The following is a 20,376-nucleotide window of genomic DNA, read 5'->3' on the forward strand; positions in this document are numbered from 1 at the left end:
AAAGGAGAGTGATGCAGATGGGATTGTTTTCGAATATTTTCAAAGCACGTGATAAACCTCAGAACCGAACCATAGGGAGCAATTACAGCTTCTTTTTTGGTGGTACAACAAGCGGTAAACCAGTAAACGAGCATACAGCAATGCAAATGACTGCGGTCTATTCTTGCGTAAGAATACTAGCAGAAGCTGTGGCAGGACTTCCCCTTCACTTATATAAACACACTGATAGCGGTGGTAAGGAGAAAGCACTTTCTCATCCACTGTATTTTTTATTACATGATGAGCCAAATCCAGAGATGAGTTCTTTCGTTTTCCGAGAAACGTTAATGACTCATCTTTTATTATGGGGTAATGCCTATGCACAAATTATTCGAAATGGCAAAGGCGAAGTCATAGCACTATATCCGTTAATGCCTAATCGAATGTCGGTGGATCGGGATTCCAGTGGCGCTCTTTATTATACTTATACTAAGTATTCTGATGAAGCACCTACGATGAAAGGTATGACAGTCACACTTAGACCAAGTGATGTATTTCATATACCTGGCTTAGGCTTTGATGGACTAGTGGGCTATTCGCCGATTGCAATGGCTAAGAATGCTATAGGTATGGCAATTGCTTGTGAGGAATATGGAGCTAAATTCTTTGCTAACGGAGCTGCTCCAGGAGGGGTACTTGAGCATCCAGGTACCATTAAAGACCCTCAAAAAGTACGGGATAGTTGGAATGCAGCCTATCAGGGAAGCAGTAACTCTCATCGTGTAGCGGTGCTTGAAGAAGGAATGAAGTATCAGCCTATTGGTATCTCACCAGAACAAGCTCAGTTCTTAGAAACAAGAAAATTTCAGATTAATGAAATCGCTCGAATTTTCCGCGTACCTCCACATATGGTAGGAGACTTGGAAAAATCGAGCTTTTCTAATATTGAGCAACAGTCACTGGAGTTTGTGAAATACACATTAGATCCTTGGGTGATTCGTTGGGAGCAGACCATCAGCCGAGCACTTTTAAGGCCAGATGAAAAGAAACTTTATTTTGCCAAGTTCAATGTAGATGGACTGCTTCGAGGTGATTATGTTTCTCGAATGAATGGGTATGCAACCGCGAGACAGAACGGCTGGATGAGTGCCAATGATATTAGGGAGCTTGAGAACCTTGATCGAATCCCACCAGAGCTTGGAGGAGATTTATATCTAATCAATGGCAATATGACCAAACTTGAAGATGCGGGTATTTTCGCAAATAAAGAAGGATTGGAGGGAAAACCTGAATGAAGAAATTTTGGAATTGGGTTCGCGACACAGATACACAGACACGAACCCTCTATCTAAACGGTGCAATTGCCGAGGAGAGTTGGTTTGAGGATGATGTTACCCCAGCTGCTTTTAGAGAAGAGCTAATGAGTGGTGAAGGAGACATAGTAGTTTGGATTAACTCTCCTGGTGGTGATTGTATTGCAGCATCTCAGATATACAACATGCTAATGGATTATAAAGGAAACGTCACTGTAAAGATTGACGGTATTGCTGCATCAGCTGCTTCTGTCATCGCTATGGCAGGGACGGAAGTCTTAATGTCTCCTACCTCACTGATGATGATCCATAATCCCTTTACCATAGCTATTGGCGATAGTGAGGAGATGCAAAAAGCAATCCAAATGCTTGATGAAGTGAAAGAGAGCATCATCAATGCATATGAGCTTAAAACCGGCTTATCTAGAACAAGGTTGTCGCACCTGATGGATGCTGAAACTTGGCTAAACGCCAATAAGGCAGTTGAGCTTGGTTTTGCAGATGACATTATGTTCAAACCAGGAGAGAGTTCACTACAAGACAGCTTTGTATTCAGCAGAAGAGCAGTGACCAATTCACTAATGAATAAACTTCAAAAACCAGTTGTAAAACAGTCAGTAGAGCCGCTTTATGAGCGGCTTAATTTATTGAAATATTAGGAGGAATAAAAATGAGTAAAATTCTTGAACTGCGTGAAAAACGCGCAAAAGCATGGGAAGCAGCAAAGGCATTTCTTGATTCAAAGCGTGGTAGTGATGGGCTTGTATCCGCAGAAGATGCAGCAACCTATGACAAAATGGAAGAAGACATTATTAATCTCGGTAAGGAAATAGCAAGATTGGAACGTCAAGAGGCTCTTGAAGCAGAGCTTAATAAGCCAGTAAATATGCCTCTTACTGGAAAGCCAGCTGTTCCAGGGATGGATACAAAGACCGGAAGAGCCAGTGATGAATATAGGAAAGCATTCTGGAACGTAATGCGTAGCAAAAACCCTCGTCATGATGTGTTAAACGCCTTATCTGTAGGCACTGATTCTGAGGGAGGATACCTTGTTCCTGATGAATTTGAGAGCACCTTGGTTCAAACTCTTGAGGAAGAGAATGTATTCCGTAAACTTGCAAAGATTATTCAAACTTCAAGTGGTGATCGTAAAATCCCGGTTGTGGTGACCAAAGGCACAGCTGCTTGGCTTGACGAAGGTGAGGAGTTTGATGAGAGTGATTCTGTATTCGGTCAGACATCTATTGGTGCTTACAAGCTGGGTACAATGATTAAAGTTTCTGATGAACTTCTCAATGACAGTGTATTTGATCTGGAGAATTATATCTCCACTGAATTTGCCCGTAGAATCGGTGCTAAGGAAGAAGAAGCTTTTTTAGTTGGAGATGGAGATGGAAAACCTACTGGTATTTTCAACGCAACAGGCGGAGCACAGCTTGGAGTGACAGCAGGGTCTGCAACTGCTATTACTGCAGATGAGATTATCGATCTTGTTTACTCATTAAAAGCGCCATATAGAAAGAACGCGGTATTCCTGATGAATGATGCAACAGTAAAGGCAATCCGTAAGCTGAAAGACGGTCAAGGTCAATATCTGTGGCAGCCTTCTTTAACAGCAGGTACTCCAGATACTTTATTAAATCGTCCGGTTTATACTTCAGCTTATGCTCCTACTATTGAAGCTGGAGCTAAAACTATTGCCTTCGGTGATTTCGGATATTATTGGATTGCCGATAGACAGGGACGTTCTTTCAAACGTTTAAACGAGCTTTTTGCAACCACAGGGCAGGTTGGTTTCCTTGCGAGCCAGCGTGTAGATGGAAAGCTTATCTTACCTGAAGCCATCAAAGTTCTTCAGCAGAAGGCTTAATGGGAGGTGTAAATGATGAGCTATAACGCAAAGAACTACACCGAACAAGGCGGGGAAAAGACAGTTATAGGTGGAGAGCTTGTAATTGAAGAGGGAGCCAAAGTAACTGGGCTCCCTGTTCTTGATAATCAACCAGCAAGTACTGCGGAAACTGTAGAAGCTTTGGTGACAGACTTTAATGCCTTACTAAGTAAGCTTAAAGCCGCAGGAATCATGACTGCGGATACGCCTTAAAAAAAGGATGGTGACGGTTATGACTCTATTTGAAAAAGTAAAAGCTAACTTAATTCTCGAGCATGAACGCGATGATGAGCTTCTTCAAATGTATATCAACACCGCTATCGCTTATGCCGAGAGTTATCAGCATCTACCAGAAGGACATTATTCTGAAAATGAAATGCCACCAACTACAGAGCAAGCCGTCATCATGTTATCATCTCACTTCTATGAAAGTCGAGATGGCAGTACTGGCGGCTTTTTTGCTGATAACGTCCAGGCAAGCCAACAAGTTTGGAACACTGTAAATTTACTGCTTAGACTTGACCGAGATTGGAAGGTGTAGAGTATGAGTTTTGGTAAGATGAACACCTTTATTGATATCATATCCGTTGAAACAACGAGAGACAGTGAAGGTTTCGGTAAATCTAAGGATATCATCCTTGCTTCTGTTCGTGCTTATAAAGAAGAACGTCATGGTAATGAAAAATGGGCCAATCGAGCAGTATTTTCTGAAGCGACTGCTCTGTTTTGCTTTCGTAAGATACCTGATGTTGAGGTGTCTACCAATACGGTGATTGTGTGTAGTGATGGTCGTTATGAGATTACAAATGTTGAAGATGTAAAAGGCAGAGGCATATATATTGAAGTTTTGGCAAAAAAGGTGGTGGGGTCAAGTGGCTAAAGTACAAGTTAAAATGCCTGAGGAGTTCCTTCTAAAACTATCAAGACTGGGAGAAAAGACGGATGAAATTATTCCAAAAGTACTTGAGTCAGGCGGAGAAATTGTTTTAGAAAAGGTAATGTCAAATTTGAAAGCTGTAGTTGGTAGTGGAACAAAAGAGAAAAGTCGGTCTACTGGTGAGCTTGTCAATTCCCTGGGACTGTCTCCGGCAAAAGTAGATAGGAATGGAAATTTTAACGTGAAGGTGGGTTTCAAGGAGCCACGAAGAAATGGCGAAAGTAATGCCAAGATAGCCAATATTATTGAATATGGAAAATCAGGTCAGCCACCAAAACCATTTTTAAAGCCTGCAAGAAGTGCGTCAAGAAAAGCATGTATTGACGCTATGAAGAAAAGGTTTGAGCAGGAGGTAGAAAACTTATGAGTATATTAAATGAACTCAAATTCATTGCAGATATGTGCAATATTCCAGTAGAGACAGGACGGTTTTCTGGTGTTCCTCCTGATATTTATATTGTAATTACACCACTTATTGATTTATTCGAAGTTCATGCTGATAATGCACCAGGATATGAAGTACAGGAAGCTAGACTTTCCTTATTTGTAAAAGGAAATTATACAACTATAAAAAACACTATTGTCCGCACTCTTTTGGGTGCGGATTTTACTATAACGGACCGTCGGTACATTGGACATGAGGATGATACCGATTATCACCATTATGCCATAGATGTGGCTAAATCATATGAATTTCAATTGGAAATGGAGGAATAAGAAATGGCTACGATAGGTCTTGATAGGCTTTATTATGCAAAAATCACTGAAGACATAAACGGTGATGAAACCTATGAAACACCGAAACCTCTGGCAAAAGCAATCAGTGCAGAACTTTCCGTTGAGCTTGCTGAGGCAACTCTTTATGCAGATGATGGTGCTGCTGAGATTGTAAAAGAATTTAAAAGCGGTACCCTTACACTCGGTATTGATGATATAGGTGTAGCAGCTGCCGGAGATTTAACAGGAGCTACCATTGATGACAATCATGTGCTCATCTCAACCAGTGAGGATGGTGGAGCTCCAGTTGCGATTGGCTTCAGAGCACAAAAAGCAAACGGTAAATACCGATACTTTTGGCTGTATCGTGTGAAGTTTGGAATTCCTGCAACAAACTTAGCGACAAAAGGCGATAGTATCACTTTTTCAACCCCAACTATCGAAGGAACAGTGCTTCGAAGAAATAAGCTAGATGGTCAAGGTAAGCATCCATGGAAGGCGGAAGTTAACGAGGGTGATGAAGGGGTAACTTCAACGGTTATTAATAGCTGGTTCAACGAAGTGTATGAGCCCACATTCGCAGCTTCTAGTGGAATTGGAGAGTAAGGGGGAATTGAAATGGATAAAGAACGAAGTGCAATGATTAATATTGGCGGGCAGGAGTATGAACTTATTCTTACTACTAAAGCCACGAAAGAAATTGCGGGTAGATATGGTGGCCTTGAAAATTTGGGTGAAAAATTGATGAAGTCTGAGAACTTCGAAATGGCACTGGATGAAATAGTCTGGCTGATAACTTTAATGGCCAATCAGAGCCTGCTCATTCATAACCTGCGAAATCCAGATAACAAAAAGCCGCTTCTTACTCAAGAAGAAGTTGAGCTTCTTACTTCTCCTTTGGAACTAGCGACATATAAGAGTGCTCTAACAGAAGCTATGTTCAAGGGAACAAAAAGGAATATTGAGTCTGAAGATGACTCAAAAAACGTGCAAACCGGGTAAATGAGAATGAACTCTTTACCCGGCTTTTATATTACGGAACTGTTCATTTAAATCGCACTGAAGAGGAAACATGGCTTACACCTATTGGCTTGCTTATGGATTTATGGGAGTGTCATAAGCAGTTCCTTGGGATGTCAAAACCGAAGCGGGAACTTTATATCGATGACATTATTCCTTATGGGATTTGATTTTTCAACGAAAGGAGGAGGTAATCTTGGCAGATAATTTCGGTTTAAAAATCGGAGTGGAAGGCGAAAAGGAATTTAAAAATGCACTTCGTGATATTAACCAGGCATTTAAAGTCTTAGGTAGTGAGATGGCTCTAATCAGCTCCCAGTTTGATAAAAATGATAAGTCCATCCAAGCCTTAACAGCGCGTAATGAAATATTAGAAAAAACGATCGATGCACAAAAAGAAAAGATAGAGACACTACGATCTGCACTAGATAATGCCTCCACTTCTTTCGGAGAAAATGATCGTAGAACTCAAAATTGGCAGATTCAATTAAATAAAGCTTTGGCTGAGCTCAATGGCATGGAACGAGAACTTGAAAATAACAATAAGAGTTTGCGTGATCATTCCGATGCTACAGATGAAAGTGCTGACAACATGGAAGATGCTGCTGATGCAGCCGATGAACTTGCTGATAATGTTGATGATGTTGGCAATGAAATGGATGATGCCACTAAGAAAACCTCTGTTTTGGGAGATGTACTTAAAGCAAATCTGCTATCAGATGCCATAATCGGTGGAGTAAAAGCATTAGGCTCGGCTATTGCGGGAATAGGAAAAGCATTTGTGGGTGCGATGAAGGATGGCGTTGAATACAACGCTCAAATGGAAAGTTATACTGCATCGTTTACTACCATGCTGGGCGATGAGGCAAAAGCACAAAAGTTAGTGAATGATCTGAAAAAGGAAGCAGCGGCTACTCCATTTGGAATGCAAGATCTTGCTCAATCAGCCCAAACTCTTATGAGCTTTGGAATGTCTGCAGAAGAAGCTCAAATAAGAATGAAACAGTTGGGTGATATATCTCAGGGGGATGCCGAAAAATTCAAAAGTTTAACTTTAGCATTTGCACAGATGTCCTCAACCGGTAAGTTAACAGGGCAAGACCTAATGCAAATGATTAATGCAGGCTTTAACCCATTAGAGGAAATTTCACGTAAGACCGGAAAATCCATCGGTGAACTCAAGGAGGAAATGTCAAAAGGGGCAATTTCAGCAGACATGGTTGCGGAGGCATTTGCATCAGCAACATCAGAAGGTGGGCGTTTCTATGGTTCAATGGAAGCACAATCCAAAACTTTTTCTGGGCAAATGGCAACTCTTGAGGATGGAGTTGCTTCGTTAAAGGGGCAGCTTGCTGAAGGGTTAACAACCATGCTTTCTGGAACTGTTCTTCCGATGGTTAATGGTTGGATTGATGAATTATCTCAAGCCTTTGAGAAAGATGGTGTTCAAGGCTTAATTGATGCTTTTGGTGGAATCTTAGAAGAAGCAGTTCAATTTATTTCTGAGCAGTTGCCAATTGTAGTGGATATTGCTTCTCAAATAATTATTTCTCTAGTTCAAGGACTTACCTCTGCATTACCGAAGATAACAGAGGCGGCTGTCATACTACTGATGACATTAGTCAATGGAATCATTGAAACTTTACCAGCACTTGTTACGGCAGGAGTACAAATGATCGGAACTATTGTCAGTGGAATTGCAGAAGCACTGCCACAGTTAATTCCGGCTGCGGTATCAGCAGTGATACAAATTGTGCAGGCACTTTTGGATAACCTACCAATGATCCTAGAGGCGGCACTTCAGCTTGTACTTGGACTAACTCAGGGTATTTTGGATGCTCTTCCAGTGTTGATTGCAGCATTGCCGGTCATTATTACTGGGATAGTAGATTTTATTATTGGTGCAATACCTCAAATAATCGAAGCGGGTATTCAACTTCTAACATCTTTAATTTCAGCTTTACCAGAAATCATCACAGTAATTGTAGAAGCAATTCCGCAAATTGTCGACGGGCTAATAACAGCGATTTTGGGCTCAATTCCGCAGTTTATTGATGCCGGAGTGCAATTGTTAGTAGCACTGGTTCAAAATCTTCCACAGATCATTTCGACTGTTATTACTGCTATACCAAAGATTGTGTCCTCTCTTGTGAATGCTATTATTGGCAGCATACCTCAGATTATTCAGGCGGGAATCATGCTGTTAGTTTCACTGATTAAGAACCTTCCAACGATTATTGTAGAGGTTGTAAAAGCTGTACCTCAAATTATTACAGCACTGGTTAAAGGGTTTACAGGCTCAATTTGGCAAATGGCTCAGGTTGGAACCAATTTGATCAAAGGATTATGGCAGGGTATCTCAGATGCTGGAGCCTGGCTTTGGGATAAAATTTCAGGCTTTTTTGGTGGTGTTGTCGATAAAATAAAAAATTTCTTTGGCATTCATTCACCATCTACATTATTTGCTGGTATAGGCGAAAACCTTGGAGAGGGTATTGGTGTTGGTTTTGAAAAAGCAATGAATAGTGTTAGTAAGGATATGCAAAATGCTATCCCTACTGATTTTGACATCAACTCCAATCTGAATATGAATGGAGCTGGCATTAGTAGCAGCTATGGAACTTTTGAAGGTTCATTAATTACGATACAGCAGATGATTGTTCGAAGTGAGGACGACATTCGGAAGATTTCACAGGAGCTATATAATTTAATGCAAACAGGATCACGAGCTCAAGGAAGATTTATAACTGCATAAAGGAGGGCGATGTATGGGCTTCGTTTATAATGGTATCAATTCAAAAAATATGAAGATAAAAGCAAAACTTACAAGGTGGCAGGCATCGCCCGCTCTACGAAATTCGTATGAGGTTGTTCCAGGAAAGGCGGGAGTTGCAGATTTTGGTTGTGATAGTTCAGAGCGGATCATAACAATCAGCTGTAATGTATATCCTCAAAAGAGTTTTGCAGATTTAGTGAGCGTTTTAGACTCTATTGCAGAATGGCTTAATCCAATGAATGGTCTCAAGCAGCTTGTATTAGAGGATATTCCCGATCGATACTTTTATGCTCGGCTTACTGAACAAGTAGATTGTGAGAGATTACTTAGAACTGCTGGAGCCTTTGAATTAAAATTTATTTGTCCAGATCCACACGCCTATGCACTGATAGATGAACAATTTACGATTTCCAGTGTTGGTGCTCATGAAATTAAAAGGTTAACTGGGAATGCGGATTCAGAACCGGTTTATCAACTTAAGGGGATAATCAGCAGCTCATCATCCACCTACATTTCTATTACGACAAATGGCGAAGAACTACGAGTATTTGGGGCTTTGGCAGCAGATGAAGTGCTTGTCATTGATAGTGGATTAGTAACTGCAAAAATTACCGATGCAAACGGAAATACACTTAGAAATGGGCTTGCAGGCTTGGATGAGCTTAACTTTCCTATACTGCACAAAGGTGAAAATGAAATAACAGTTTCAGTGGCGGGAGCAACTTTTTCGGAGCTGAAGATTATGGCTAAAAGCAGATGGAGGTGAGCTTGTGGCAATTAAATCAATCTTAACATCACAGACAGATTTTACAGGTGAGTTTCCTGTAAGCGAGAAGACAGTTGCTCTTTGGCGATTTAATGAAGCTACACCAGATAGCAATAACATGCTTGCAGATGATTCTGGTCATAACAGAAACTTCTTTGTATCCGGATGGTCAGGCACATCAGCCAACTTATCATCTGGTAGATTAGGAAGATATTTTAGGCAGAATATCATTAATCCAACAAGTGAAAAGACGCATTTAGTGGCTACCAATGATGGTAGCTTTTTTAGTGATTTAGGTGAAAAGATTGTTGTTGGTGGATGGATAAACCCAACTACTTATTCTGTGGGGCAGACGTATATCCCGATTTTCAATACTAGACAAGGCCCTGGCCAACCAATTTTTTATGTTTCTTTATTTCAGGGAAGGTTGCGATTAATGCTGTATAATTCTTCCGGCTCCCTGATATATGACCAGACAGAAACACCTACTATTCCCCTAAAGAATAACGGGTGGTACTTTATTGCATCAATCATTGAGGTAAACAGCAAAAGGGTACAGAACTTACTTTGCGATCGAAGTGATGGGGCTGTCTGGCAATCTCCAGTTCGAACATTCACGGGAGACTTAAATCAATCCTGTGTTGCGGACATTGTGATGGGGATGCATGCAAATACCTATTATTACGCAGGAGGATTTGATGACTGGTTCTATGAAAAAGATTCTTCGCTTACCATGGAGGATCTTATTTTCTATTTTAAATCTTCAATTTTGGCAAACGGTGGAGACAGCACTGCTGATGTTGATGCTCTTGTGGACCCTGGTTCTGTCATACTAAAAGCAACAAGCGGAGTCTATGCACAAAGTGGCCAGTTTTATTCGATAGCAGCTGCCTGTGGGCTTTCTGGAACGGGTAGAGTATCAGTTACAAGTGAATACATTGCAGGTATAACATCGATAAGCTTAGTTGAAACTTCTACATCAGATGATTTGTCTAGTTGGACTGAATGGCAGGCTATTGGAACAAGTGGGGAATTACAATCTCCAAACAGAGAATATATTCGTTATCGAATTACATTATCTACTCAAGACACCAGTAGAACTCCTAAACTTCTTGAAATACAACTACATGATATACCAAAACCTCCTTATGAGAGACTTGGATTTGCAAGACCAGTTGTGTTGGATACTAACGGGGCTTGGGAAGCAGTGTTAGAAAATGCCTTTGATATTGTAGTAACAAGTGAAGTAAATGGTGCTGATATTCTGGAGTTTAAACTGCCATTTCATGATTCCAAGCGAGAGACATTAGACAATGAAAAACAGGTGCAGATTGTTAATGATGTTTATCGTATTCGAACTATAACAGATGAGAAAAGCTCCGATGGAAGAGTTGTAACTCAAGTATATGCGGAAGCAGCATTTTATGATCTTTCTTTTAGTGCTGAAAAAGAACCCATGGAATTTGTTGCAGAGACACCAGAAGTCCCTATGCGCTATGCCTTACTTAATACTGGCTGGTCATTAGGAAACGTAACTGTAAATACTAAACGTACATGGCAATCAACAGAAAAGAATGCATTAGCTATCCTACGAACAATACAGAATATTCATGGAGGCGACTTGATTTTCGATAGTGCCAATCGTTTGGTACATCTTTTGACATTTGGAGGTACTGATAGTGGGGCATTGTTTTGCTATAGAAAGAACATGAAAAGTATACAGCGCGTAGTGGATACTAGAAGTCTAATCACTCGCCTTTATGCTTATGGTAAAGATGGTATGACATTTGCTTCTATCAATGGTAATAAGGAGTATGTTGAGGATTATAGCTATTCATCAGAAGTTAGAGTAGGAACGCTGGATGCTTCATCAATTAGCAATCCCTATCAGTTGCTCGAATTTGCTAATATGCGCTTAGCTCAGTATGCAAAGCCACGAATTTCATATGTTCTTTCTGCTATGGATTTATCGGTGTTGACAGGCTATGAGCATGAGGCATGGAAGCTAGGTGATATAGTAACTGTGGATGATAAAGATTTGAATTTATCTGTCAAAACTCGTGTGGTACGCAGACAATATAATCTCCAAGAACCATGGAAAACATTGCTGGAGCTATCAACAACTTTAAGAGAACTAGGGGATTCATCTGCTGTTTGGGATAAAGCTGCTGATATTTTATCTTCAGCTGATGTTCTTGACCGTCAGGAAGTAAAAGACTTAGTGCCTTTTAATCATCTACGAAATTCACGAGCTGATGACGGGTTAACCTATTGGCTTAGTTCAGGCTTTACAGTGGACCCTAATAATGGTGTATCAGGATCAGCTTCTTTTAAAGCTGAGGGAGTTTTAGGAATGACAAAAAGTCTATCCCAGACTGTGTATCCTGCAAGTAGGAAGAGTTACACATTTTCAGTGCAGATTGCATCGGAAAACCTACAGAAAGGGCCAAACGGAAAAGTTGGAATTGAAGTTGTTATTGAATATGAGGACGGTTCGACAGAAACTAGGTTTATTGATCTCTATTAGGAAGGAGGTAGCGCTATGGCTTATTTTTCACAGACAGCTCATGCTATTACACCGAGAGGTTTTGGCAAGATAAAGTCGCTTACCATCCGTCTTTTCATTACTGATTGTACTGGTGAGGTATTCTTTACGGATATGCTTTTGCAAGGTGGCTCTGTTGCTACGGGCTGGGTTGGTCATGTGTCAGAAATACAATGGACGCTGGATGGGTAGGTGGTGCAAATGTCAGTTGCATTTACCAGATTTACCGAGACGATTCATTGTAAAGAGGATAAACGAGTAGTAAGCGTAACAGTGAATTTACTTCTTGAAGATTGTACAGGTACGGTATATTTTACTGATATTCAAGCACAGGAAGGAAATCACCTTACTGGTTATACAACTAACACAGAGAGCATGCTGCAAAAATATCGAGAGAATGAGACAATTGTTCCTGTTCGCTTTTATAATGGAGTAGTTCGAAGCGGAGAGACGATTATTCTCTTCAATCTGGGTTCAACTTCCGCTGGCCTTGACTGTCATATTTATCCCAACCAAAATATGGCTGCAGGCAGTATCCAATTGTCTCAAGGAGCAGGGGCGCACAAGGTGATATTTAATGAGGCAGTTAGTCCAGGTGATACCTTTTCGCTACTAGCATCAACTAGGCAGTGTTTAAAGAACGGAAACCCAACTGATAAGGAAGGTTTTTTTCAATATACAGCATCCGGTGATAGCAAACATGTGATAAAGCTAGAAGACAGAAAATCAGCTCGGCTATTGTTCGAATTTCAAGAAATGCAGGAAGGAAGTGAGCGCCTTTGATTGACTATTTAAAAGGTAAGCGTTGTATGGTCTGGAGTTTCATGGGGAATACCCGCATGTATCAAGCATTACGAGACTATGGTGATCGAATTGATACGGTGGGTATTTTTACTTTTGAAGTGGATATCACCGGGTCAATAACAGAAACAGGAACAAGCATATCCAGTATGCTTACCTATATTAACCGTTGGCCTCATATCAAATGGCTACTGACTATTATGAATCATGGTACAGCTTCTATTTTTACTGCCCTTAGAAATAATACCAGTGGTGCGAAGGATAAATTTCTTACTGAGATCATTCGCATTATGGAAAAGTATCCATGGTGTGCAGGGGTTGATATAGACTTGGAACGTGGAGGTGGCTACGAGAACAAGGATGCTGCCAATGCCCTATTTCGTGACATATATAATACTGTCAAAGCCTATGATTCTTCTAAACTCGTTAATATTTGTTTACCAGGAATGACGGGAGTACAAGGCTCGGTTGGTGGCGAAAATTGGTGTGTCTATGAAGACTTAAATCCGTACTGTGATACGGCAGCGATTATGAGTTATGGCATGGCATGGGCTGGTTCTGCTCCGGGACCGGTTTCTCCGAGGGATTGGTTGGAAGGTATTTATGATTATGCTGTTCGGGTTATGAATCCTGAAAAAATATTTTTGGGATTGCCCGCCTATGGCTGGAACTGGAGGATACATGATACACCAGAGAACCTTGGAATAACATATCGTGGGATTTCAAACACTTATTATGCAGCAAAGCTTTGGATGACAGGAGGATATAACTTTACTGATGACGGGCCACCTCAACCAATGATTCCAATCATTGCGTATTGGGATGATTATGATAAGGTTCCTTGGGCGTTACCACATGTGTATGACTACATGGAAGGCTGGGATGCTGTTTCAAGAACATACCCATTACTTGAGGAATCCTACAATCGTCGCAGATATTTGACCGCCTATAGTAAGCAACAAAAAACTGAATTTGGCACAATCTTTATAGACCGTAGTGGTGGAACACCTGATAATTATTTTGGTAATGTATCAGTTTCATCTCAATTTATTACACTTGGAGATGAAGGTGAAGCCACCTACGAATTTGAAATAGAATCTGCTGGTTTTTATGATGTAGCTATTCGCTTTTCTTTTCCTTTTTGGGACAAGAATACTATCCATGTTTCGCTTGACGGAATAAATAAGGTATTTAGTGAGAGTAGGTTATGGTGGCCATATTGGAGAACAACTTGCTGGAGCTCTTTGGCTTCGAGTGTATATCTTTCAGCTGGAACTCATACTGTCACAGTTAGTTCCTCAGTAACAGGAGTACAGTTCTATGGATTTCGGGTATGTTCAAGCTTTAGTGAAGAGCCTTCTGCTGGAGAGGCTGACTTCATGTTATCCCCTCGCCAGTTTAAAGATGTGAACGGTTTAATGGTTCAGCCCGATCGAGGATTTAAATTGACAACGGAAGTACTTCGTAGAAAGCCTGATTCAGCACTAATTTGGTATGAAGACTTTAGAGATGAAAATCCGCTTCCATCCAGCTATTGGACAACACTAAGCGGAGAGTGGGAGGTGTGGCAGAACAAGAATGATTCAGCTGCTCGCCCTTATTCACAGCTTGATGGGCATGGGAGGTTAGCGTGGAATTATAATGGTTTCTCAGATGTTCATTTAAGAGCGAGATTAGCTTTTCCTTCAGATGGAAGTGGTCGAGCTGGCATTTTTTGTGGAGAACTCTTTTGCTGTTTAAATATTAATTCACAGCGTATTGAACTATATAATGGTTCTACTCTAATCGGAAGCTATGCAACCGAAATTTCTAAAACTCCATCATCAGATCTTCGCTCAAATCCAAGAATGTACACCATTGAAATGAGGATACGTAGTAATTCTGTAAGGGTTTATTCTGGAGCAAGTAGTATTTTGCGATTCACAGCGTCGCTTGATGGTTATTCAGGTGGTTATGCCGGAATTCAATCGGATGGACGTATTCTATGTGAATTAATAAGATTAGGAGATGCCTGGACTTATGAACCTTATGAAAGATTTGATGTAATCTTCCCAGATGGAACTAGAACGGAGTATGGGAGACTAGAAAGAACTGGTGTTACATGGGATAGTGAGTTTCAGGTTTTTACAGTTAACAGTGATGTGGAGGAAGCTTCAACAAGAAGTCAGGATATTTCCATGGATTATGATTTTTTTCACTCAGAGCTTTTATCATTGGTCTGTGGAAATGACTATTCAGTAAAGATTGTGCCTAAGGACATTAATGTATGGATTTCACGCCTATTTCTCGGGGATGCTGATGGCTTCTCAATTCTTTACTACCAAGACGTGGATAGCCTAGTCTATTGGGCAAATGAGGCAGCGTATCGATGGAAGCTTAGGGGGATTGCGATATGGTCTCTGGGACAGGAGGATATGAGGTTATGGGAAGCCTTACCTAAACAAATATAATTAACACACTGAACCAAGAGTGTTTGCGATAATGCAGACACTCTTTTTATATATGCACCAATCATGAAGGAGGTAAAAATAATGAAGGAAATTTGGAGTTGGATACAAACTGCGTTTACTGTACTTGGTGGACTTTTAGGATGGTTTTTAGGAGGTTTTGATGGATTTTTATATGCATTAGTGGCATTAATGGTGGCTGATTATATCACCGGTGTCATGTGTGCCATTGTTGAAAAGAAACTATCAAGTGAAATAGGGTTTAAGGGCATATTCAAAAAAGTACTTATTTTTATTCTAGTTGGAGTTGGACATTTGATTGATACAAATCTGATCGGAGATGGGAGCGTGCTTCGGACTGCTATCATCTTTTTCTATTGCTCCAATGAAGGTGTATCTATGCTAGAAAATGCTGGTCGATTAGGACTACCAATACCAGAAAAATTAAAAGATATCCTTGTTCAGTTGCATAATAAAGGAGGTAAGGAATATTGAATCTAAGAAAATTTATTCTGACTGAAAATGCTTGTTATAAGGCAGGTAAAAAGATTACACCGAAAGGTATCATGGTTCATAGCACCGGTGCCAACAATCCTTATCTTCGTAGATATGTTGGGCCGGATGATGGTTTATTAGGTGTAAATCAGTACAATAATCACTGGAATCAGGATAGGCCCGATGGAAAACAGGTTTGTGTCCATGCTTTCATTGGAAAACTTAAGGATGGTTCAATTGCTACCTATCAAACTCTACCATGGGACCATCGAGGGTGGCATGCTGGAGGAAGTGCAAATGATACACATATTGGTTTTGAAATATGCGAGGATGGATTGACCGATGCCTCGTATTTTAATGCGGTTTATAAAGAAGCGGTAGAGCTTTGTGTTTATCTTTGCAAATTATACAATCTAACTGAAAAAGATATTATTGGCCATTATGAAGGCTATCAAAGAGGAATCGCAAGTAATCATGGTGATCCGAAAAACTGGTTTCCTAAGCATGGAAAGAGCATGGATACATTTCGTGCAGATGTAAAAAGCCTCTTAAGTGAAGGAGCTAAATCTGGAGAAACAGAGAAAAAGAAATACTACCGCGTTCAAATCGGTGCTTATTCCGTAAAAGCCAATGCAGAGGCCCAGCTTGCCAAAGCGAAAAAGGCTGGCTTTACGGATGCGTTTATAAAGTATGATTAACACTTTTACCTATGACCTGAGGAGTGTAATAGCTCTTCGGGTCATTTTTTTTTGACCTTTAGGGGTTCGAATCATTAGGGATTTTTGCATATAGGTGCAGGGGTCTACCTGTAGAAATGGAGGTTACCTATATGCAGATTACTAAAATTACAGATAAACAGGATCTACTATTAAATCTAAAAAGGAAATATCTAAGTGCCGAGGCTCTTCAAAGAGAATTTGATTATTATAGGGCGGAAAAGCTATTACATCAAATGCTTGATAAGGGTCTTATTTCAAAGGAAGAGTTCAACAAAATTATGCTATTAAACCGCGAAACTTTCTCACCTATGTTAGCACAGATAATGCCCGATATTCCTTGATATACTGGGCGTTCAGAGGTAATATGTGACCTACCAAAAAGGAGGTGAGTCGATGAAAAAGATAACAAAAATAGACGGGAATAAGGGTACATCAATTATCAAGCCAAAATTACGAGTAGCTGCTTATTGTCGTGTTTCTACGGACAGTGATGAACAGTTAGTGAGCCTAGAAGCACAAAAATCCCATTATGAGACTTACATAAAGGCAAACCCAGAATGGGAATATGTTGGCTTGTATTATGATGAGGGGATCAGTGGGACTAAAAAAGAAAACCGGTCAGAACTTCTTAGAATGCTATCAGATTGCGAAAGCAAGAAGATTGACTTAATTATTACAAAGTCCATTAGTAGGTTTGCAAGAAACACAACGGATTGTTTAGAGATGGTTCGTAAACTGTTGGACCTGGGTATTTACATCTATTTTGAGAAAGAGAATATCAATACCCAATCAATGGAAAGTGAGTTGATGCTTTCTATATTAAGTGGACTTGCAGAAAGCGAGTCCATTTCCATTTCGGAAAACAACAAATGGGCAGTTCAAAGGAGATTTCAAAACGGAACTTTTAAGATTTCATACCCACCATTTGGTTATGACAACATTGATGGTCAAATGGTGGTAAACCCTGAGCAGGCAGAAATCGTGAAGTATATTTTCGCAGAAGTATTATCGGGCAAAGGTACACAGAAAGTTGCAGATGATCTTAATCAAATGGGTATACCTACTAAAAGAGGTGCTCGTTGGACTGCTACTACAATTCGAGGGATATTAAAAAATGAGAAATATACTGGGGATGCTATACTGCAAAAAACTTATACAGATTCCCGATTTAATAAGCGCACCAATTATGGTGAGAAAAATAAATATTTAATAGAAAATCACCATGAGGCAATTATCAGCCATGAAGTATTTGAAGCAGTAGAAGCTGCCTTAAATCAAAGGGCAAAAGAAAAGGGCATAGAAAAGCGTAACAATAAATACCAAAACCGGTATTCTTTCTCTGGAAAAATTATTTGCTCGGAATGTGGTAGTACCTTTAAAAGGCGAATTCATTCATCTGGTGCAAGAAAATACGTAGCCTGGTGTTGTAGCAAACACTTAAAGCAGATAACAGAATGTTCCATGCAGTTTATTCGAGATGAGGATATAAAGACGGCCTTTGTTACTATGATGAACAAGCTGATTTTCGGTAGAAAACTTATTCTACAACCACTATTAGAGGCTTTACGTGGAATGAACAAGTCTGATAACCTTTCAAGAATTCAGGAATTAGAGAAGCAAATTGAAAAAAACGCGGAACAGAGAGAACTGCTTGTAAAGCTTATGGCGAAGGGATATCTAGAACCTGCCCTTTTTAATCGAGAAAACAATGAACTGCAAATGGAAGCAAACAACTATATGGAGCAAAAAGAAGCATTAATTCATGCCTTAAATGGAGAATTATCAAAGGTGCAGGAAGTCAGTAACTTAATAAAATTTACAAATAAGGCTGAAATGTTAAGTGACTTTAACGACCAACTTTTTAATGATTATGTTGAAAAAATAATTGTCTTCTCAAGAGTAGAGATAGGTTTCATTTTAAAATGCGGAATCACACTAAGGGAAAGGATGTGAGAAAAGTGGCACATACGCCTTACGGCTATAGGATAGAGAATGGTAGAGCAGTTATCGATGAAGAAAAAGCTGAAAAGGTTAGGAGTTTGTATAGGGGATACTTATCAGGCCTTTCTTTATCGGTCGCAGCAAAGACTGCTGGAATAGATGCTTATCATGGAACTGCTGGAAGGATGCTAAGAAACGAACGTTATCTTGGTGATGATTATTACCCTGCCATCATTGATAAAGAGACCTACGAAAAAGCAGAAGCAGAGAGGGTAAAGAGAGCGAAAAAGCTAGGTAGAATCTTTGAACCCAAGAAAGAAGACAAACCTACTATTTCTAAGAAGTTTACCATAGGACAAGTAATTCAGAAGTATACAAATCCTTTTACACAAGCGGAGTATGTTTATAGCTTAATAGAAAGTGAGGGACAGTAAGATGGCAGTTAGTAAAAATGTAATGATTATACCTGCAATAAAACGCATGGGCAACAATCGAAAAGAAGATGAAACACCAAAACTTCGGGTTGCTGCTTATTGTCGAGTTTCTACCGACAGTGATGAACAAGCTAGTAGTTACGAAGTGCAGATTGAACATTATACTGAATTTATTAAGAAAAATTCAGAGTGGGAATTTGCAGGGATCTTTGCTGATGATGGTATCAGCGGTACAAATACAAAAAATCGTGATGAATTTAATCGAATGATTGATGAGTGTATGGCTGGGAAAATTGATATGGTTATTACCAAATCAATAAGCCGATTTGCTAGAAATACCTTGGACTGTCTACAATACATCAGAAAACTTAAAGATAAAAATGTTGCGGTATATTTTGAGAAAGAAAATATCAATACACTGGATGCCAAAGGTGAAATTATGCTTACCATTATGGCATCCTTAGCGCAACAAGAGAGCCAGTCACTAAGCCAGAATGTAAAGCTTGGTTACCAATACCGATACCAACAGGGAGAGGTAATGGTCAATTGTTCTAGGTTTTTAGGATATACCAAAGATGAAAATAAGCGATTAGTAATTGTGCCGGAGGAAGCTGAAATTGTTAAAAGGATTTACCGAGAGTATCTTGAAGGCTCCAGTATGGATAAAATCAAAAAAGGACTTGAAACTGATGGCATACTTACGGGAGCGGGGAAAAAAAGGTGGCATACCAGTACTATAAGGAAAATATTAAGCAATGAAAAATACATTGGTGATGCATTGCTCCAAAAAACTTATACGGTAGATTTTCTTACAAAAAAGAGGGTTGTGAATAACGGAATCGTACCTCAGTATTATGTAGAGAATAACCATGAAGCCATTATCCCGCGTGAAATTTTCATGCAGGTACAAGAAGAGTTAGTTCGTAGAAGTAGAGGACATATAAGTACTAGTGGAAAGAAAAGAAACTTTAGTTCAAATCATGTATTTTCGCAAATTATCTTCTGTGGTGAGTGTGGCGAAATATACCGTAGAGTTCATTGGAATAATCGAGGTAAAAAATCGATTGTTTGGAGATGCGTCAGTAGACTTGAGAATACAGGGTTAACTTGTCATTCCCGAACCGTGCTGGAGGATATGATAGGTATTGCTACGGTAGAGGCAATTAATAAACTAATAGGGCAAAAGGATGGCTTTTTAACTATCTTAAAGGAAAATATAGAAACAGTGATAAGTGAAACGGGCAATAATGTTGTTTCCGAGATAGATAAAAAGCTAGAGGAATTACAAAAAGACCTTTTGAGACTGGCCAATTCCAAAGAGGATTATAACGATATAGCCGATGAGATTTACAGGCTCAGAGAGGAAAGACATAAGGCTTTAGCAGAAGAAGCTGGCAAAAAAGGCTCCAAGCAAAGACTAGAAGATATGGAAAAGTTCCTAAATGAACAATCCACCCTCCTTGAGGAGTATGATGAGCAACTAGTAAGGAGACTTATAGAGAAAATAACGGTTTATGATGACAAACTAACTATTGAATTTAAATCTGGTGTAGAAATTGATATAGAAAAATAAAACGAATTTGACCGCCGATTGA

Annotated in this window: 22 protein-coding genes and 1 pseudogene; all 23 read left to right on the forward strand. The window is 39.8% G+C overall.

Annotated features, from left to right (window positions below; genetic code table 11):
• Positions 1–17: 17 nt before the first annotated feature.
• The 23 genes and pseudogenes from X929_RS01310 to X929_RS01415 all read left to right on the forward strand — a co-directional run bounded on the left by X929_RS01310 (position 18) and on the right by X929_RS01415 (position 20,354).
• Positions 18–1,274: a phage portal protein gene (locus X929_RS01310; protein WP_103066263.1), complete on the forward strand. Its 1,257-nt coding sequence runs from the start codon at positions 18–20 to the stop codon at positions 1,272–1,274.
• Positions 1,271–1,951, forward strand: a complete 681-nt coding sequence (locus tag X929_RS01315) for a head maturation protease, ClpP-related (protein WP_009052888.1) — start codon at positions 1,271–1,273, stop codon at positions 1,949–1,951. The genes X929_RS01310 and X929_RS01315 overlap by 4 nt, the downstream gene beginning before the upstream one ends.
• Before the next feature lie 11 nt (positions 1,952–1,962).
• A complete protein-coding gene (locus tag X929_RS01320) occupies positions 1,963–3,162 on the forward strand; it encodes a phage major capsid protein (RefSeq protein WP_103066264.1) in 1,200 nt (399 codons plus the stop codon).
• Positions 3,163–3,177: 15 nt separating this feature from the next.
• On the forward strand, positions 3,178–3,396 hold the full coding sequence (locus X929_RS01325) for a hypothetical protein (RefSeq protein WP_012268679.1): 219 nt from the start codon (positions 3,178–3,180) through the stop codon (positions 3,394–3,396).
• A gap of 19 nt (positions 3,397–3,415) precedes the next feature.
• On the forward strand, positions 3,416–3,724 hold the full coding sequence (locus X929_RS01330; RefSeq protein WP_009052885.1) for a head-tail connector protein: 309 nt from the start codon (positions 3,416–3,418) through the stop codon (positions 3,722–3,724).
• 3 nt (positions 3,725–3,727) lie between these two features.
• Positions 3,728–4,063 (forward strand): head-tail adaptor protein, encoded by a 336-nt coding sequence (locus tag X929_RS01335; RefSeq protein WP_044036458.1) that lies wholly within the window; start codon positions 3,728–3,730, stop codon positions 4,061–4,063.
• A complete protein-coding gene (locus X929_RS01340) occupies positions 4,056–4,487 on the forward strand; it encodes an HK97-gp10 family putative phage morphogenesis protein (RefSeq protein ID WP_009052883.1) in 432 nt (143 codons plus the stop codon). Before X929_RS01335 ends, X929_RS01340 begins: the two co-directional genes overlap by 8 nt.
• Positions 4,484–4,837, forward strand: a complete 354-nt coding sequence (locus X929_RS01345) for a hypothetical protein (protein WP_009052882.1) — start codon at positions 4,484–4,486, stop codon at positions 4,835–4,837. Before X929_RS01340 ends, X929_RS01345 begins: the two co-directional genes overlap by 4 nt.
• 3 nt (positions 4,838–4,840) lie before the next feature.
• Positions 4,841–5,443, forward strand: a complete 603-nt coding sequence (locus X929_RS01350; RefSeq protein ID WP_009052881.1) for a major tail protein — start codon at positions 4,841–4,843, stop codon at positions 5,441–5,443.
• A gap of 12 nt (positions 5,444–5,455) precedes the next feature.
• Positions 5,456–5,839: a hypothetical protein gene (locus tag X929_RS01355; RefSeq protein WP_009052880.1), complete on the forward strand. Its 384-nt coding sequence runs from the start codon at positions 5,456–5,458 to the stop codon at positions 5,837–5,839.
• A pseudogene (locus X929_RS09895) lies at positions 5,836–6,027 on the forward strand (hypothetical protein); the annotation flags it as partial. The gene X929_RS01355 and the pseudogene X929_RS09895, both read left to right, overlap by 4 nt.
• Before the next feature lie 26 nt (positions 6,028–6,053).
• Positions 6,054–8,612 carry a phage tail protein gene (locus X929_RS01360; protein WP_103066265.1) on the forward strand — a complete coding sequence of 853 codons (2,559 nt, stop codon included), beginning with the start codon at positions 6,054–6,056 and terminating at the stop codon, positions 8,610–8,612.
• A gap of 13 nt (positions 8,613–8,625) precedes the next feature.
• Complete coding sequence (locus X929_RS01365; protein ID WP_009052878.1) at positions 8,626–9,399, forward strand: distal tail protein Dit; 774 nt, start codon at positions 8,626–8,628, stop codon at positions 9,397–9,399.
• A gap of 4 nt (positions 9,400–9,403) precedes the next feature.
• Positions 9,404–11,926 carry a phage tail spike protein gene (locus X929_RS01370; RefSeq protein WP_068557047.1) on the forward strand — a complete coding sequence of 841 codons (2,523 nt, stop codon included), beginning with the start codon at positions 9,404–9,406 and terminating at the stop codon, positions 11,924–11,926.
• Between the two features lie 15 nt (positions 11,927–11,941).
• A complete protein-coding gene (locus X929_RS01375; protein WP_009052876.1) occupies positions 11,942–12,136 on the forward strand; it encodes a hypothetical protein in 195 nt (64 codons plus the stop codon).
• Between the two features lie 9 nt (positions 12,137–12,145).
• Positions 12,146–12,727, forward strand: coding sequence for a hypothetical protein (locus X929_RS01380; RefSeq protein ID WP_068557045.1), 582 nt, complete (start codon positions 12,146–12,148; stop codon positions 12,725–12,727).
• Positions 12,724–15,195, forward strand: a complete 2,472-nt coding sequence (locus tag X929_RS01385) for a glycosyl hydrolase family 18 protein (protein ID WP_103066266.1) — start codon at positions 12,724–12,726, stop codon at positions 15,193–15,195. The genes X929_RS01380 and X929_RS01385 overlap by 4 nt, the downstream gene beginning before the upstream one ends.
• A gap of 81 nt (positions 15,196–15,276) precedes the next feature.
• The gene (locus tag X929_RS01390; RefSeq protein ID WP_004103217.1) at positions 15,277–15,687 is read left to right on the forward strand and encodes a phage holin family protein; all 411 of its coding nucleotides are present in this window, start codon (positions 15,277–15,279) and stop codon (positions 15,685–15,687) included.
• On the forward strand, positions 15,684–16,385 hold the full coding sequence (locus X929_RS01395; RefSeq protein WP_004103219.1) for an N-acetylmuramoyl-L-alanine amidase: 702 nt from the start codon (positions 15,684–15,686) through the stop codon (positions 16,383–16,385). Before X929_RS01390 ends, X929_RS01395 begins: the two co-directional genes overlap by 4 nt.
• Positions 16,386–16,516: 131 nt before the next feature.
• Entirely contained in the window at positions 16,517–16,747 is a 231-nt protein-coding gene (locus X929_RS01400) for an SHOCT domain-containing protein (RefSeq protein WP_068557041.1), read from the forward strand.
• 52 nt (positions 16,748–16,799) lie between these two features.
• A complete protein-coding gene (locus tag X929_RS01405) occupies positions 16,800–18,359 on the forward strand; it encodes a recombinase family protein (RefSeq protein ID WP_103066267.1) in 1,560 nt (519 codons plus the stop codon).
• Positions 18,329–18,781, forward strand: coding sequence for a recombinase family protein (locus tag X929_RS01410; protein WP_009052871.1), 453 nt, complete (start codon positions 18,329–18,331; stop codon positions 18,779–18,781). Before X929_RS01405 ends, X929_RS01410 begins: the two co-directional genes overlap by 31 nt.
• 1 nt (position 18,782) lies before the next feature.
• A complete protein-coding gene (locus tag X929_RS01415; protein WP_011994748.1) occupies positions 18,783–20,354 on the forward strand; it encodes a recombinase family protein in 1,572 nt (523 codons plus the stop codon).
• Positions 20,355–20,376: the final 22 nt, after the last annotated feature.

It is taken from the genome of Petrotoga olearia DSM 13574, from assembly GCF_002895525.1.
Classification (GTDB): domain Bacteria; phylum Thermotogota; class Thermotogae; order Petrotogales; family Petrotogaceae; genus Petrotoga; species Petrotoga olearia.

Excerpts from the sequence above, each read along its gene's own strand:
- X929_RS01345 (WP_009052882.1), top strand. The coding sequence starts at position 4,484 with ATGAGTATATTAAATGAACTCAAATTCATTGCAGATATGTGCAATATT.
- X929_RS01400 (WP_068557041.1), top strand. The coding sequence starts at position 16,517 with ATGCAGATTACTAAAATTACAGATAAACAGGATCTACTATTAAATCTA.
- X929_RS01365 (WP_009052878.1), top strand. The coding sequence starts at position 8,626 with ATGGGCTTCGTTTATAATGGTATCAATTCAAAAAATATGAAGATAAAA.
- X929_RS01405 (WP_103066267.1), top strand. The coding sequence starts at position 16,800 with ATGAAAAAGATAACAAAAATAGACGGGAATAAGGGTACATCAATTATC.
- X929_RS01320 (WP_103066264.1), top strand. The coding sequence starts at position 1,963 with ATGAGTAAAATTCTTGAACTGCGTGAAAAACGCGCAAAAGCATGGGAA.
- X929_RS01350 (WP_009052881.1), top strand. The coding sequence starts at position 4,841 with ATGGCTACGATAGGTCTTGATAGGCTTTATTATGCAAAAATCACTGAA.
- X929_RS01415 (WP_011994748.1), top strand. The coding sequence starts at position 18,783 with ATGGCAGTTAGTAAAAATGTAATGATTATACCTGCAATAAAACGCATG.
- X929_RS01380 (WP_068557045.1), top strand. The coding sequence starts at position 12,146 with ATGTCAGTTGCATTTACCAGATTTACCGAGACGATTCATTGTAAAGAG.
- X929_RS01315 (WP_009052888.1), top strand. The coding sequence starts at position 1,271 with ATGAAGAAATTTTGGAATTGGGTTCGCGACACAGATACACAGACACGA.
- X929_RS01310 (WP_103066263.1), top strand. The coding sequence starts at position 18 with ATGGGATTGTTTTCGAATATTTTCAAAGCACGTGATAAACCTCAGAAC.
- X929_RS01335 (WP_044036458.1), top strand. The coding sequence starts at position 3,728 with ATGAGTTTTGGTAAGATGAACACCTTTATTGATATCATATCCGTTGAA.
- X929_RS01330 (WP_009052885.1), top strand. The coding sequence starts at position 3,416 with ATGACTCTATTTGAAAAAGTAAAAGCTAACTTAATTCTCGAGCATGAA.
- X929_RS01375 (WP_009052876.1), top strand. The coding sequence starts at position 11,942 with ATGGCTTATTTTTCACAGACAGCTCATGCTATTACACCGAGAGGTTTT.
- X929_RS01355 (WP_009052880.1), top strand. The coding sequence starts at position 5,456 with ATGGATAAAGAACGAAGTGCAATGATTAATATTGGCGGGCAGGAGTAT.
- X929_RS01325 (WP_012268679.1), top strand. The coding sequence starts at position 3,178 with ATGAGCTATAACGCAAAGAACTACACCGAACAAGGCGGGGAAAAGACA.
- X929_RS01390 (WP_004103217.1), top strand. The coding sequence starts at position 15,277 with ATGAAGGAAATTTGGAGTTGGATACAAACTGCGTTTACTGTACTTGGT.
- X929_RS01410 (WP_009052871.1), top strand. The coding sequence starts at position 18,329 with ATGCGGAATCACACTAAGGGAAAGGATGTGAGAAAAGTGGCACATACG.